Origin of the sequence: Pectobacterium sp. HCp5_1 (assembly GCF_032905925.1) — a bacterium.
GTDB classification, from domain to species: domain Bacteria; phylum Pseudomonadota; class Gammaproteobacteria; order Enterobacterales; family Enterobacteriaceae; genus Pectobacterium; species Pectobacterium brasiliense_A.
Map to the genome: position 1 here is coordinate 57,710 of NZ_JAUMIO010000017.1, position 15,188 is coordinate 72,897.

14 protein-coding genes and 1 pseudogene are annotated in these 15,188 nt (G+C 53.1%); 11 read left to right on the top strand and 4 right to left on the bottom strand.

What is annotated here, in order from left to right; translation table 11 throughout:
- Positions 1-36 precede the first annotated feature (36 nt).
- The 3 genes and pseudogenes from Q3A88_RS13145 to Q3A88_RS13155 form a co-directional block, all read right to left on the bottom strand.
- Positions 37-1,227, bottom strand: a complete 1,191-nt coding sequence (locus Q3A88_RS13145; protein WP_014917124.1) for an MFS transporter — start codon at positions 1,225-1,227, stop codon at positions 37-39.
- A 285-nt stretch (positions 1,228-1,512) separates the two neighbouring features.
- Positions 1,513-1,728, bottom strand: a pseudogene (locus tag Q3A88_RS13150) (methyl-accepting chemotaxis protein); the annotation flags it as partial.
- A gap of 54 nt (positions 1,729-1,782) precedes the next feature.
- Entirely contained in the window at positions 1,783-2,796 is a 1,014-nt protein-coding gene (locus tag Q3A88_RS13155; protein WP_039281401.1) for a LacI family DNA-binding transcriptional regulator, read from the bottom strand.
- Positions 2,797-3,007: 211 nt separating this feature from the next.
- Here Q3A88_RS13155 and Q3A88_RS13160 point away from each other — a divergent pair, with 211 nt between their 5' ends.
- The 5 genes from Q3A88_RS13160 (at position 3,008) to yidA (ending at position 7,546) form a co-directional block, all read left to right on the top strand.
- Positions 3,008-3,313, top strand: coding sequence for a PTS sugar transporter subunit IIB (locus Q3A88_RS13160; protein WP_039317538.1), 306 nt, complete (start codon positions 3,008-3,010; stop codon positions 3,311-3,313).
- Between the two features lie 16 nt (positions 3,314-3,329).
- Positions 3,330-4,643 carry a PTS cellobiose transporter subunit IIC gene (locus Q3A88_RS13165; RefSeq protein ID WP_014917119.1) on the top strand — a complete coding sequence of 438 codons (1,314 nt, stop codon included), beginning with the start codon at positions 3,330-3,332 and terminating at the stop codon, positions 4,641-4,643.
- Positions 4,633-4,974: a PTS lactose/cellobiose transporter subunit IIA gene (locus tag Q3A88_RS13170; protein WP_104213074.1), complete on the top strand. Its 342-nt coding sequence runs from the start codon at positions 4,633-4,635 to the stop codon at positions 4,972-4,974. Before Q3A88_RS13165 ends, Q3A88_RS13170 begins: the two co-directional genes overlap by 11 nt.
- A gap of 33 nt (positions 4,975-5,007) precedes the next feature.
- Positions 5,008-6,450: a 6-phospho-beta-glucosidase gene (locus tag Q3A88_RS13175; protein ID WP_317178059.1), complete on the top strand. Its 1,443-nt coding sequence runs from the start codon at positions 5,008-5,010 to the stop codon at positions 6,448-6,450.
- 280 nt (positions 6,451-6,730) lie between these two features.
- On the top strand, positions 6,731-7,546 hold the full coding sequence (gene yidA / locus Q3A88_RS13180) for a sugar-phosphatase (protein ID WP_317178060.1): 816 nt from the start codon (positions 6,731-6,733) through the stop codon (positions 7,544-7,546).
- Between the two features lie 145 nt (positions 7,547-7,691).
- Here the strand turns inward: yidA and Q3A88_RS13185 are convergent, their stop codons facing one another.
- The gene (locus Q3A88_RS13185; RefSeq protein WP_317178061.1) at positions 7,692-8,588 is read right to left on the bottom strand and encodes a LysR family transcriptional regulator; all 897 of its coding nucleotides are present in this window, start codon (positions 8,586-8,588) and stop codon (positions 7,692-7,694) included.
- 142 nt (positions 8,589-8,730) lie between these two features.
- Between Q3A88_RS13185 and Q3A88_RS13190 the strand changes: the two genes are divergently transcribed.
- The 6 genes from Q3A88_RS13190 to Q3A88_RS13215 all read left to right on the top strand — a co-directional run bounded on the left by Q3A88_RS13190 (position 8,731) and on the right by Q3A88_RS13215 (position 15,155).
- Positions 8,731-10,281: an ABC transporter substrate-binding protein gene (locus Q3A88_RS13190; RefSeq protein WP_014917115.1), complete on the top strand. Its 1,551-nt coding sequence runs from the start codon at positions 8,731-8,733 to the stop codon at positions 10,279-10,281.
- Positions 10,282-10,352: 71 nt separating this feature from the next.
- On the top strand, positions 10,353-11,237 hold the full coding sequence (locus Q3A88_RS13195) for a dihydrodipicolinate synthase family protein (RefSeq protein ID WP_317178062.1): 885 nt from the start codon (positions 10,353-10,355) through the stop codon (positions 11,235-11,237).
- A 103-nt stretch (positions 11,238-11,340) separates the two neighbouring features.
- Complete coding sequence (locus Q3A88_RS13200) at positions 11,341-12,294, top strand: nucleoside hydrolase (RefSeq protein WP_317178063.1); 954 nt, start codon at positions 11,341-11,343, stop codon at positions 12,292-12,294.
- Position 12,295: 1 nt separating this feature from the next.
- Positions 12,296-13,273: a nucleoside hydrolase gene (locus Q3A88_RS13205; RefSeq protein ID WP_317178064.1), complete on the top strand. Its 978-nt coding sequence runs from the start codon at positions 12,296-12,298 to the stop codon at positions 13,271-13,273.
- A complete protein-coding gene (locus Q3A88_RS13210; protein WP_010296900.1) occupies positions 13,273-14,250 on the top strand; it encodes an ABC transporter permease in 978 nt (325 codons plus the stop codon). Before Q3A88_RS13205 ends, Q3A88_RS13210 begins: the two co-directional genes overlap by 1 nt.
- A complete protein-coding gene (locus Q3A88_RS13215; RefSeq protein ID WP_010281171.1) occupies positions 14,247-15,155 on the top strand; it encodes an ABC transporter permease in 909 nt (302 codons plus the stop codon). Before Q3A88_RS13210 ends, Q3A88_RS13215 begins: the two co-directional genes overlap by 4 nt.
- Positions 15,156-15,188: the final 33 nt, after the last annotated feature.

A 15,188-nucleotide genomic window follows, 5' to 3' on the forward strand; every position in this document is an offset into this window, starting at 1 on the left:
AGCTCCCTGCGGAGCTGGCTTTTTTATGTCCTTTTATCAGGCTAGCGCACGTCGTTTAGCGCTGCGCATTTCCTGTAGCAGGGTGATGAAAGACGTGATCAGCATAAAGATGACGGCAGACCAGAAAATGGCGTGAGGATGGCCGTGATCCAGCAGCCAGCCGAACAGAACCGGTCCTGCGGCACCGCCAATGTTGAAGCCGGTGGAGACAATCCCAAATACTCGTCCTTCCGCTCCCGGCGGAGAGGCGGCGCGCACCAGCATATCCCGAGAAGGGGCGATCATGCCGGAGAGGAAACCAGCGGCGGCCAACAACGGCACGAGCACAACGGTGGGTAAAGAATACATGGCAACGATACTGACCAGCACGGCGGTGACGGCCAACGCCGCCGTCGCCACCAGCCCGTGGCGTTTAGTTTTATCTGCCAATGAGCCGCCAGCCAATACGCCAAAGGCGCTGGCGAACAGGAATGCGGTCAGCGCCACGTTAGCCTGTGACAGCGACAAATCGTAGCCCGTGACTAACGCCGTCACCGAGAAGTTCTGGATTGAACCCGTACTTAAATTCAGCAGCAGGAACAGAATGAGCAGCGCCAGAATCGGCAGCGTGAAAACGGGTGCGCGCGATTTGCTCGGCTGGGTGCCTGTTGCTGCCGCAGGTTTCACCCGGATGGGCTCATCGCGATCGGTCAGAAGCAGCGGTATCGTCAGCAAGCCGAGGACGCCGGAAACGATGAATGCGCTATTGATGCCGGAAAAGGCGGCAACGGACAGCAAAATACCGGGCGCAATGGCCGTGCCCAGAAAGCCGGAAAACGTATGCACCGAGAACGCGCGACCCATGCGTTTCTCATCAATCCCACGCGACAGCAAGGCGTAATCCGCCGGATGGTAAACTGCGTTCGCTACCCCTGCGAGCCCCATCGCGGCGACCAGCCAAACGTAGCTGCCTGAAAAACCGAGCGAGAGAAAACAGAGGCTCCCGAGCGTGATTCCGGCGGTTAACGTACGGCGCGCGCCGATGCGATCCACCATAAAACCAATTGGTGTCTGCACGCAGGCGGAGACAATATTGAATACGCTGAGCGCAAACCCGAGCTCGACAAAGCTGATATCACGCTGGGCTGACAGCAGCGGAATGAGCGCGGGCAGCACCATCATATGGAAATGACTCACCAGATGCGCTGATGAGATTTGCGCCAGTAGTGGTAGTTTTATGAATTTCATGTTGTTTTTGCAGCTTACAGGTCTGTAGATTTTATTATCGTGAGAGCTGGCGCAGGAACAGGGCGTCACTCCCTGGCAAATGGATCATAAGGTTAGCCTATTACTTATATCATCTATGGCGAATATTGATACCCGCCTTTTCGGCAGAATAGGGAGAGAATGGCATGACGAGTAAATCGTATTTGGGGGGGATTTGGTCAGATTCGTTCGAGGATTGCTGTCCACGCTGGGAATAACGCACAGGCCGTTTCCGGCCCGTGCGGGGGAGTTGGTGAAGAAGGGTAATTACGAGAGCTTAAAGACCAGCACCGTTTGCGCAAGCTGTCTGGCTTGCTCTTCCAGTGACGCGGCTGCTGTTGTGGCTTCCTGAACCAGCGCGGCGTTCTGCTGGGTGACGCCGTCCATCTCGTGAACCGCCTGCGTCACCTGGCTGATTCCGCGCGATTGCTCATCCGATGCTGAGACAATCTCGTCCATGATATCTTTTACTGACGTGACGGCACGCTGTGAACGGACAGAACAGTGAGGCATGGTGCCTCACTGCGTGAGCGAGGATTAGGCGGCAGGACCTTTGCTGACGGAATCGCGGATAATCAATTCGCCCTTGAAGGCTGGCGTAGGCGCGATGGTTTCACCCTCCAGTCGGCACAGCAGTTTCTCAAGGGTATAGCTGATCATCTCGGCGACGGGCACATGCACGGTAGTGAGGGGCGGGTAGAACCATGATGCCATCGGTAAATCATCGAACCCCAGCAGCGAGACATCCTGCGGAATAGCGAGGCCGTGTTCGCGTAGCGCTTTGGCCGCGCCAATCGCCATGTCGTCATTGCTGGCGACGAGTGCGCTGAAGGTGGCAGATCGCTGAAGCAGGATTTGTGCCGCCGTATAGCCGCTGTCATGGGTCCAGTCACCTGGCGCAACCAGCCCGTCATTATAGGGAACCCCGTTTTCCTCCAGCGCCTGCCGGTAGCCCGCCAGTCGGCTTGTACCCGTGGGGGAGTTCGCCGATCCACAGACAAAGGCGATATCACGGTGGCCCTGTGCAATCAGGTAATTGACGGCATCATGGCAGTGCTGCTGGTGATTGGCGCAGATGCCATTATCGCCGTGCTGATGCAGTGTGCGGTTCACGACCATGATCGGCTGATCGTGCTGTTCGATAATCTCTTCTAGTTCATTCGTAGAGAGAAAACGCGGATAGATAATGACGGCATCGCAGCGTAAATCGAGCAGGAACTGGATCGCTTCGCGTTCTTCTTCCGCGCTGTGCTTGCCATCCGCCATGATGAGCTGCCGCCCGTATTTCTCCGTCATGGTTGCCGTTTGGAACAGCAATTCGCTGAAATAGGGGCCGCTGTACAGCGTGTTGGTCACAACCAAACCAATAATTTGCGATTTGCTCGTGGCGAGCTGGCGCGCCAGCAGGTTGGGCCGGTAGCCAATCTCTTCAATCGCCTGGAATACCCGATCCCGCGTGGTTTTACTGACGTAATTATTCCCTGTCAGCACGCGTGATACGGTGGCTTTGGATACACCGGCTTTTTTCGCTACATCGAGCATGGTTACCATCGTACTTTCCCGTTCTCCTGTACTGCCTGATGCCGTCATTATAGGGAAAAATCCTCCTTTTTTATCACCAATAACAAGTGTAGGGATAAAAATATTCCCCGATTGCGCTATTTATGATCGCCTTCAAAAAATAGTAAAAACAATATGAAACCGGTTGCATATTATTTTGTGTCTTGCTTGAATAATAAAAAAACGGACGGTGAGGTGCAGTATGAATAAGATTTTACTCTGTTGCGCAGCAGGAATGTCTACCAGCATGCTGGTACAGCGGATGGAAAAGGTCGCCGAGAAAAATGCGATCGCTGTTGAGATAAAAGCCGTGGGTTTTGAAGAGTTTAATGAGCTAATTGATGAATATGATTGCTGCCTTCTGGGGCCGCAGATTAAGTATAAACTGCCTGAATTCAAGGTGATAGCTGACGAGAAAGCGAAGCCGATTGCGGTCATTAATATGGTCGATTACGGCATGATGAATGGGGAAAAAGTCCTCAATGATGCCCTGGCGATGATCAATTAGTATAACGGGAGGAATAATGAGTAAATTAAGCGAGTCATTATTCAGCGTTATCGAAAACCGTATTAGTCCAATTGCGGCAAAACTCTCTAGTCAGCGCCATGTTGTAGCAATTAAAGATGGCTTCATTGCCTCTATGCCGTTTTTAATTGTCGGTTCTTTTATGATGTTATTCGCTCATCCACCTTTTAGCCCGAATAGTGAATGGGCTTTTGCACAGTGGTGGCTGGGGATGGTGGAACGCCACGGCGAACAAATCATGATGCCCTATAACATGACGATGGGCATTATGGCGGTGTATATCACCAGCGCCATCGCTTATAACCTGGCACAGAGCTATAAAATGAACGGTTTTATGGCGGCCAGTCTGGCGCTGATGTCGTTTATGGTGGTGGCAGCTCCGCAAATCGACAAAAGCCTGCCGGTCGGGTCGCTGGGCGGCGAGGGGATTTTCACCGCGATTATCGTGGCGATCTATTCGACGGAGCTGATGCATTTTTTGCAGAAGCGCAATATTGGTATCCGCCTGCCGGAGCAGGTGCCGCCGAAAATCCGCCAGTCTTTCGATCTGCTGATCCCGATTCTTGCCATCTTCCTGACGCTCTTCCCGCTTAGCCTGTTTATGCAGAGCCAGTTCGGCATGCTGTTACCGCAGGCGATTATGGCCGTCTTCGCGCCGATTATCTCGGCATCTGACTCGCTCCCCGCCATCCTGATTGCGGTGCTGCTCTGCCACCTGCTGTGGTTTGCCGGGATTCACGGTGCGGTGATTGTGACTGGCATTTTGCAGGCGTTCTGGCTGACCAACTTAGGAATAAATCAGGAAGCGTTTAACACGGGCGCACCGATCACCAAAATCTTTATTGAGCCCTTCTGGCAGTTCTTCATTACGGTGGGCGGCTCAGGAGCGACCATGGGGCTGGTCTTTCTCTACTTGCGTAGCCGTTCTGCTCACCTGCGCTCCATAGGCAAACTGGCCGTGGTGCCAAGCATGTTCAACATCAACGAACCGGTGATTTTTGGTTCACCCGTCGTGATGAACCCGCTGCTGTTCATCCCATTTATTACCGCACCGCTGGTGAACGCCACCCTTGCTTATATCGCATTAAAAACCGATTTGGTGCACCGCGTCATTTCTCTTGCGCCTTGGACAACGCCGGGCCCGATTGGCGCAGCCTGGTCTACGGGGTGGGACTGGCGTGCGGTGGTGCTGGTGGGGGTACTGATTGTTGTTTCGTCCTTAATCTATTACCCCTTCTTCAAAATGTATGAACGTCAGCTGGTCGCACAAGAAGTGGGGACAGCAGAGGAGGCCGTGAGTGATGCGCGATGAAACCATTCTTGATGAAACGACAGTAATGGAACTGATTATCTATGCGGGAGAGGCGCGTTCCAGCTCGATGGAAGCGCTGAGCGCCGCCAGAAAATACGACTGGGACAGGGCTGAGGAACTGCTGAACACGGCTTCTGTAGCGGCGCGCAAAGCCCATCAAATCCAGACGGCCCTGATTGGTGCCGATGAAGGCAGCGGAAAAATCCCGGTCAACCTGATTCTGGTTCACGCGCAAGATCACCTGATGAACGCGATGCTATGCCGTGAGCTGGTGGAGGAACTGATTCAACTGCATCGGGAAATCTCCACCCTGAAACAGCTTATAAATTAATAATATGCAAACCTGAAATAAGAAGGAAACAAGATGTCTGTTCAACAATTACCGAAAGACTTTCTGTGGGGCGGCGCGGTAGCGGCGCATCAAGTTGAAGGTGGTTGGGATCAAGGCGGCAAAGGCGTCAGCATTTGTGATGTCCTGTCCGGCGGTGCTCACGGCGTTGACCGTGTGATTACCGATGGCGTACAGCCTGGTGTCAGTTATCCAAACCATCAGGCGGTGGAGTTCTACTCCCACTATAAGCAGGATATTGCCCTGTTCGCTGAAATGGGCTTCAAATGCTTCCGCACCTCGATTGCCTGGACGCGTATTTTCCCCAATGGCGATGAGCTGGAGCCGAATGAAGCAGGCCTGCAATTCTATGACGACCTGTTTGATGAGCTGTTGAAATACAACATCGAGCCAGTGATTACGCTGTCTCACTTTGAAATGCCGCATCATCTGGTTAAGCAATACGGTGGCTGGCTGAACCGTAAAGTGGTGGATTTCTTTGTTCGCTACAGCGAAGTAGTCATGAAGCGTTACCAGTCCAAAGTGAAATCCTGGATGACCTTCAATGAGATTAACAACCAGCGTAACTGGCAGTATCCGCTGTTTGGCTACTGCTGTTCCGGCGTGATTTTTACCGATCACGACAAGCCAGAGCAGGCGATGTACCAAACGCTGCACCACCAGTTTGTCGCCAGTGCGAAAGTGGTGAAGCTGGGTCATGAGATTAACCCGAGCTTCAAAATTGGCTGCATGCTGGCGCTGGTGCCGATCTATCCGTGGTCATGCCACCCGGATGACGTGATGTTTGCACAGGAAGCGATGCGTGAGCGTCACCTGTTCGGCGACGTGCAACTGCGTGGTTACTACCCGTCTTACATCCTGAAAGAGTGGGCGCGCAAAGGCTATCAGATTGATATGCAGCCGGAAGACGAACAGACGCTGCGCGAAGGTTGCACGGACTATCTGGGCTTCAGCTACTACATGAGCAGCGCGGTGCAACTGGCGGCAAAAGGCCAGAAAAAAGAAGATTCAATTACGGACTTCGACGGCGGCGTGAAGAACCCGCATGTAAAGGCATCGGAGTGGGGGTGGCAGATTGACCCGGTTGGTCTGCGCTATACGCTGAACAGCTTCTACGAGCGTTATCAGAAACCGATGTTCATCGTCGAAAACGGCTTTGGCGCGGTAGACAAGGTGGAAGCCGACGGCAGCATTAGCGACGAGTACCGCATCGAATATCTCAAAGCGCATATCGATCAGATGAAGAAAGCGGTTGTGGAAGACGGCGTGGAGCTGATGGGTTATACCCCGTGGGGCTGCATCGACTGTGTGTCGTTCACCACCGGCCAGTACAGCAAACGCTACGGTTTCATCTACGTGGATAAACACGATGATGGCACCGGTACTTTCAAGCGCTCGAAGAAAAAGAGCTTTGACTGGTATAAGAAGGTGATTTCCAGCAACGGTGCCGAACTATAACGGCGATTGTAGGAAACGTTGGTCACAGAGCCGTGCTTAACCGCACGGCTTTTTACGTTATACCCGTCATACTTCAAGTTGCATGTGCGTTGGCTCCATTCGGTCACCCGAATCACTTACTTGAGTAAGCTCATCGGGATTCTCTCATTCGCCGCCTTCCTGAAACTCGAATTATTTAGGGTATATATGTAATACGCCTGTCACCCTGCTGTATTTCACTAACGACTTCATCGCTGAATCGCGTTAGCATGAAAACAGATAACTTGATGCTGGAAAAACTATGTCTGTAAAACTGATCGCTATTGATATGGACGGGACGTTGCTGACGCCCCAAAATCAAATTTCACCTGTGGTAAAAGCCGCGATAGCCGCTGCCAGAGAGAAAGGCGTGCAGGTGGTGCTGGCTACCGGTCGCCCTTACATCGGTGTCGAACGCTACCTGATGGAGCTGGATTTGCAGCAGGAAGGCTGTTACTGCATCACCAATAACGGTGCGCTGGTGCAGCGTACGGTCAATGGTGACTGTGTGGCGCAAACGGCGCTGAGCTTCGATGATTATCTCTATTTCGAAGCGCTGGCCTGCAAACTGGGCGTCCATTTCCACGCGCTGGACTTCAATTTCGTCTATACCGCCAATAAAGACATCAGCCCTTACACCATTCATGAATCTCACCTGACCGGGATGCCGTTGAAGTATCGTGCGGTAGAGGAAATGGATCGCAGCCTGACGTTCCCGAAAGTGATGATGATTGATGAGCCGGAGATATTGGATCGCGCCATCAGCCAACTGCCACCGGAAGCCTTTGAGCGCTACACCATCATGAAGAGCGCCGAATACTATCTGGAAATTCTGGATAAGCGCGTTAACAAAGGTGAAGGCGTGAAGATGCTGGCGGAGCACCTCGGCATTCCACGCGAAAGCGTCATGACGCTGGGCGACCAGCAGAACGATCTGGCGATGATTCGCTATGCGGGCATCGGCGTCGCGATGGGCAATGCCATCGACGAAGTGAAAGAAGCCAGCCAGTTCGTCACCAAAACCAACATGGAAGACGGCGTCGCTTATGCGATTGAGAAATTTGTGCTGAATGCCTGATTAGAAATATATAACGCCGAATAGCCATCAATGATGGCTATTTCTATTTTAAATAGAAACTCCGTTTTTTATTTTTTATAAATCCATTCCCCAGCGGTCATTATTCAATAAATACATTAATAAAAATAACGGCTTTGGCTGGGAATTACTTTAATTCCAGACTGCTCGCTATTTTTTCTTTCATAACCTGAGTGATGTGATTTACCACCTGGCTGCGGGGAATTTGCGGGGGATAAACCGCGCAATACGCCATTTTTATATCAGGATTGAAAGGCTTAACGATAACCGGCGAAGGGCTGTTCAGGGCGGTAATAAAATCCACCACGCCGATGCCGACGTTTCTTGAAGCCAGCACGCAGCAGTTAGCCATTGAGGTTTCGATGGGGTTATGCAGATAGATCTGCTCTTTTCTGGAGGAGATATCGAGCTGCGCCCGCAGCGGTGTGGTTCTTCCCGGCAGAATAGCGCGCGTACCGGCCAGATCGGCAAGCGTAATTTCATCCGCCGTGGCAAGAGGGTGATCCATCGCTAACACCGCGACAGCACTGGCGTCCGCCAGTGGTTCGGCTTCCAGCCCTTTGATGCCCGGTTGGCCAAAAATAAAGCCGACGTCATACTGATTTTCAGAAATGGCGCTCGTAATATGGCTGCTGCTTTCGATGTCTAAAAACAGGGAAAGATCGGGGTATTTCTTGAGTAAGGTAGGGAGAACCTGATCTGAACAAAGAAACGAGAGCGCCTGAACGGCGGCGATGCGCAGCACGCTGCCCTTGGCGTGGCGAATTTCATCCGCAATCATCCCGATGTGATCCAACCCCAGATAAAGACGCTCGACTTCGCGATACAGCTTCATCGCCTCCGCGCGTGGAATCAGGCCGCGCCCGTCCCTATCGAACAGCTTAAGATTCAGTGCGTCTTCAAAGTCCTTAATCAGTCGGCTGACCGCAGGCTGGGTGATGTACATCATGTTGGCGGCCGCGGTGATGCCTCCGGTGAGGATGACTTTATGAAAGGCTTCAACCTGGCGGGGATTGATACGCATGCTCGTCACCTTAAAACATAACATTTGGTTATCAATTTAACACAAAATGCAATTTTTCATTATCCAATCTAGCGCATAGACTCACAATCATAAGATTTAATACACTTCACTAGTAATCAATCATGGAATAGAGGGTTAGTGAATGAAGAAATCAACGCTGGCGTTATTGTTTACCGTTTTATTTTCATCTTCACCTTTGGTTTATAGCGCGGACCTGAATATCGGTTTGGCTTCCTCCACCACATCAATGGATCCGCAGTTTTATGTGAGTGGGGCGAATAGCGCAATGGCGCGCAATATTTTTGACGGTTTGGTTGTACAGGATGAAAAACAGCAGATTGCACCTGCCCTGGCAACCAGTTGGAAAGTGATTGACGACAAGACGTGGGAGTTTGTATTGCGTCCTGGCGTTAAGTTTCACGACGGCAGTGATTTTACGGCTAAAGATGTGATTGCCAGCATTAAGCGTGTTGCGCTGGCATCGAAAAACAGCCCCAGCTCTTACGCACCTTACGTCAGCGACATTGCTGAAGTAATAGAAGTGAATCCATTAACGGTGCGGATTAAGACAAAAGAGGCGTCGCCGCTGCTGCTGAATAATTTAAGTCGGGTTTCCATTTTGCCTGCCCGACTTGAGAACGTCCCAACGGAAACGTTGAATTCAGGAAAAGATGTGATTGGTACAGGGCCATTCAAATTTGTTTCCTGGGTGCCGGATGACCGGGTAGTCCTTAGTCGTAATGACGATTACTGGGGAGGAAAAGCAGAGTGGGACAACGTTACTGTCCGTGTATTTAAAAACAGTAGTGCACGTGTAGCAGCAGTATTATCCGGTGATGTGGACATGATTGAAAACGTTCCAACAGCCGACAGCAGTAATATTGAAAAAAATTCGCAGTTAAAAACGATTTCAACACCAGGGAATCGTGTTATTTACCTTCACATGGACCAGCAGCGAGATGAATCACCGTTCGCCAAAGGTCCTGATGGTAAAAACCCATTACTAAAAAAAGAAGTACGCCAGGCGATGTCTTTAGCTATTAATCGTCAGGCAATCGTCGACCGTGTGATGGAGGGGCAGGCTGTTGTTGCCTCTCAGCTTGTACCGAAGGGGTACCCAGGCTATTCCGCTTCCATTCCTGCGCCGGTTTATAATCCGGAGAAAGCCAAACAGGAACTGGCGGCGGCGGGTTACCCCGACGGCTTCACGCTGACCTTCCACGCGTCGAACGATCGTTATCCTAATGATTCTAAAATTGCTCAGGCCATTGGCCAAATGTTCACCCGTGCCGGTATCAAAACCGAGGTTGTTACGATGCCCGGCAGTGTGTACTTCTCACGTGCGTCTCGTCTCGAATTCAGTTTGATTATGGGCGGGGCCGCGATTGAAACCGGGGAAGCTTCTGGAGTATTGGGGCCATTGTTAGAAACCTTTGGCCCCAATGCAGGACAGGGTAATCGTGGTCGCTATTCCAATCCTGTCTTTGATAAAACGCTGAACGAAGCACGTGTCACGCTGGATGAAACCAAACGTGATGCGCTGCTGGCTGAGGCGATGAACATTGGCATGAACGATCTGGGCGTGATTCCAGTGATGTTCCTGTCCAACACCTGGGCGATGAAAAAGCAGTATACCTACGTGGGCCGTTCCGATGCCTACACGCTGCCGTACTTCGTCCGTTCTGCGAAATAGTCACCTGTCATTTATGATTCAAATAAGGGGTGAGTATTCACCCCTTATCTATCTGTAACAAGGAGAGCGGAGTGAATACATTTAGCGGTGTTTTTCCCTATCTGGTGTCACCCGTCAGGCCCGATGGTCAGGTTGATAAGCCTGTTCTGGCGCAGCTCACTGAACATCTGATTCAATGCGGTGTACATGGCGTCGTGCCGTTAGGCAGCACCGGTGAATTTGCCTATCTCTCTGCTGCTCAGCGTCTGGATGTCGTTAAAACGGTGATCGAAACGACGGCGGGCCGTGTGCCGGTTATCGCTGGTGTTGCGTCAACAACCATTCAGGATGCCGTTGAGCAAACGAAACGCTACGTCGAACTGGGTGCGGATGGCATTCTGGCGGTGCTGGAAGCCTATTTCCCCCTGAAAGACGAAGGCGTCGAACAGTATTTTCGCGCCATTGCCGAAGCTGCACAGGGCAAACCGGTGGTGCTTTATACCAATCCTCAGTTCCAGCGTTCCGACTTGAGTCTGCCCGTCATTGAACGCCTGAGTCATGTGAATAACATCCGCTATATCAAAGACGCCTCGACCAATACCGGGCGCTTGCTTTCCATCATCGAACGTACCCGTGGCCGAATGGATGTCTTCTCCGCGTCCGCCCATATTCCCGCCTGCGTCATGCTGATTGGCGGCGTGGGGTGGATGGCTGGCCCGGCGTGTATCGTTCCCAAACAGAGTATTGCTTTGTATGAAGCCACCCGCGCGGGTGACTGGAACAAAGCAATGGAGCTTCAGCGTCCGCTGTGGCGCATCAATGAAATCTTTGCCCGTTATTCCATTGCCGGTTGTATTAAAGCGGCGCTGCAATTGCAGGGATTTGCGGTAGGCGATCCGTTGCCGCCTCAGCAACCGCTGGATGAAAAGGCGCGTAAGGAGATCGCGGATGTTTTAGCATCCGTCGATTCCCTCTAACGCAAAATACATTTTGTTATTTTTCACGCTGTAGAGGTGTGGGGTTTTCTGCACCTTGATGTTCGGCAGTACCTATTAAAAAGAGAAAAGGAATCATCGAAGGATGAGCGCTTTACCTATTATTATTGATTGTGATCCGGGGATAGATGACGCGATTGCGTTATTAAGTGCATTTGTGGCACCAGAGTTGGATATTCGCGGTATCTGCACGGTGTGCGGTAACCAGTCGCTGGACAAGACGGTGCGTAATGCGCTGCAAATTGTTGAACTGGGTCAGCGTACGGATATCCCCGTTTTCGCTGGCTGTCATCGGCCGCTGCTGCGCGACCCTATTCATGGCCAGTTTCACGGTGAAAGTGGACTGGGTCAGACGGTGCTGCCTGCGCCACAAAAACAGGCCGACGCGAAACATGCGGTGAATTTTATCATTGAGCAATGTCGTCAGGCGATCGCCGACGGCACGCCGATTACGCTCTGTACGTTAGGGCCGTTAACCAACGTGGCGATGGCGCTGCGTATGGCACCCGAGATTGCCGACGGAATTGCTCGCATCGTGATGATGGGCGGCGCGTACCGCGAAGCGGGCAACCGCAGCCTGACGTCTGAATTCAATATGATTGCCGATCCGCAGGCCGCCAAGGTGGTGTTTGATTCGTCGATTGCCATCGTCGCGCTACCGCTGGATGTCACGCATCAGGTGATTTTAACGCCGGAATTAGTGGCGCGTTTCATTGCGCTATCCGGACGCATCTCCGCGCCGCTGGGTGAAATGATGGCGTTTTGGGATCGCAATGATATCCGTCGCTACGGCTCACGCGGCGGCCCGCTACACGATCCGCTGGTCATCGCCTGGGTGCTGGCACCGCACTGCTTCACGACGGAAAAAGCCAGCGTTTACATTGAGCAGGAAAGCGAGCTGTGCATGGGGCAGACCGTTGCCGACTGGTACGGAAAAACCGATCGTCAGCCGAATGTCGATGTGGTGACGGGGGTGGATGCTAAACAGGTTGTCGAGCTGTTTGCCGACCTATTGAGCCGCTACAGAGAGAGTGTCTGACATGGTTCGAGAACGCATTATTATTGATACCGATCCCGGCGTCGACGATGCGATAGCCATCTGGCTGGCATTGGCGTCGCCCGAGCTGGATGTACTTGGGATTACCGTGGTGGCAGGTAATGTACCGCTTGCTGCGACATTGCCGAACGCCTGCAATGTGGTAGGTGTGACGGGCAGAACCGATGTGCCGATTTTTGCGGGTGCTTCGCGCCCGCTCATCCGCGATCAGGTTTTCGGTAAATACGCGCACATCGGCAAGTTTTCCTCTGACTGGGTGCCAGAAAGCGCGCTGTCGCCGGAAGAGGAACACGCCGTTGATTTTCTGGTGCGGATGACGCGTCAGGCGGCGGCCGATAATAACCCGATCACCATTTGTTCACTTGGCCCGCTGACGAATCTGGCGTTGGCGCTGTGCTTCCATCCTGATGTCGCTCGGGGCATCAAACAGATTGTGTCCATGAGCTGTGCCTTTACCGCGATGGGGAATCGCGTGCCGTGGGCAGATTTCAACGTTTATGCCGATCCGCATGCGGCGGAAATCGTTTTTTCTTCCGGTGTTCCCATTGTCATCATGCCGCTGGATGTGACCTTTCAGGCGCTGATTCAGACGGAACAGGTTGATGCTATCGCACATAGCGGTGGTGCGCCGGGTAAGGCGATGGCCGCGTTGCTGCGCATGTTTGACCGTAGCGAAGTGGAGCGCTTTGGTCGTGAAGGTGGACCGATTCATGATGCGACCGTCATTGCGTGGCTGTTGAAGCCCGAGCTGTTCAAGTCAAAACACGTTCGCGTCGGGGTGGAAATTTCCGGTAAGACCATGGGTTACGTGTTTGCCGATTTTTATAACAAGCTGGGTGAGCCAGCGAATGCGCTGGTCATGCGGGAAATCGACGAACAAGGATTTCTCGGGCTGATTGCCGATCGCCTGCGTTGCTATGGCTCTGAAGCTGACGCAATCAATGGATCTGAGGAGCGCTGATGGTCGCCTACCTGCTGAGCCGAATCGGACAAACGCTGCTGACGCTGGCTGTGATGTCGGTGCTGGTGTTTGTGGGTGTTTATCTGGTCGGTAATCCGGTCGATATGCTATTGAGTGCGACGGCCACGCCAGCGGAACGGCTGGCGGTGATTCAGTCCTTTGGCCTGGATAAGCCCGTCTGGGAACAGTACGGGCTGTTTGTCTGGAACGCCTTGCAGGGCGACATGGGCAACTCGTTTATCTTTAACCAACCCGCGCTGACGCTCATTTTTCAGCGCATGCCCGCCACGCTCGAACTGGCGATGGTGGCGTTCGTGATGGCGCTGGTTGTCGGTATTCCGCTGGGGATCTACGCTGGCCTGAAGCCGGACAGCGCGGTGTCCAAATCCATCATGACTTTTTCCATCCTCGGCTTTAGCCTGCCCACGTTCTGGATTGGGCTGGTGATGATCATGCTGTTCAGCGTGAAGCTGGGCTGGCTGCCGTCCTCTGGTCGGGGCGATACGCATGAGTTATTCGGTATTCCATTCAGCTTTCTGACCCGCGATGGTCTCGAACATCTTCTCTTACCTGCGTTTAACCTTGCGCTGTTTAAAATCTCGCTGGTTATCCGCCTGATGCGCGCGGGCGTGATGGAGTGTCTGCAACAGGACTATGTGCAGTTTGCTCGTGCGAAAGGGCTGTCGGAAACCCGCATCGTACTGGTTCATGTGCTGCGCAACACGCTGATTCCACTGATTACCGTGCTGGGGCTGGAGCTGGGATCGCTGATCGCGTTTGCCGTCGTCACGGAAACCATTTATGCCTGGCCGGGCATGGGCAAGTTGATTATCGACTCGATCGCCGTGCTCGACCGTCCGGTTATCCTGGCTTATCTGATGATTACCGTCGTGATGTTCAGCGTGATTAACCTGCTGGTCGATTTGCTGTATGTGCTGGTCGATCCGCGTGTGCGGCTGGGAGGAGACAAAGGATGACGGGAAATACGATACACCAGCCCGCTGCCGTGCAAAAAACCGCTCATCCGGTGATGCGCGTGGTGATGGCGCTGATTAACGATAGGCTGGCGCTGTGTGGGCTGATCATGCTGGCAATTTTCGTGCTGCTGGCGCTGTTTGCCCCGCTGCTGTCACCGCAGAATCCCTACGATTTGATGCAGCTCGACATCATGGATGGCCGACTCGCGCCGGGTGCGCAGAGCATGGCGGGCATGACGTATTGGCTGGGGACGGACGATCAAGGGCGCGACCTGTTCAGCGCCATTCTGTATGGCACCCGCATCAGCCTGATAGTGGGTTTCTCCAGTGCGGTGCTTGCGTTGCTGATTGGTGCCTCGTTGGGGCTGATTAGCGCCTACGTCGGTGGAAAAACGGATGCCACGATCATGCGTATCGTCGATATCCAGCTCAGCTTCCCGCCGATCCTGATTGCACTGATCCTACTGGCGGTGCTGGGGCAAGGGGTCGACAAGATCATCATGGCGCTGGTGGTAACGCAGTGGGCTTACTACGCACGCACGATTCGCGGTTCGGCACTGGTGGAACGTCGCCGCAGCTACGTGGACGCGGCGCGCAGCATGGCGTTGTCCAACCGCCGTATCCTGTTTCGCCATATTTTACCGAACTGTCTGGCACCGCTGATCGTAGTGGCGACGATGCGTATCGCCTACGCCATCATGCTGGAAGCCACGCTCTCGTTTTTGGGGATCGGGCTGCCCGTGACGGAACCGTCGCTGGGGCTGCTGATCTCAAATGGTTTTGAATACCTGATGTCGGGCGACTACTGGATCAGCTTCTTTCCGGGGCTGACGCTGCTGCTGCTGATTGTGGCGATCAATCTGGTCGGGGATGCGCTGCGCGACATCCTCAATCCGCGGAATTAATCTGTGGGAACGCCCATAGGAATAAGGGGTAAC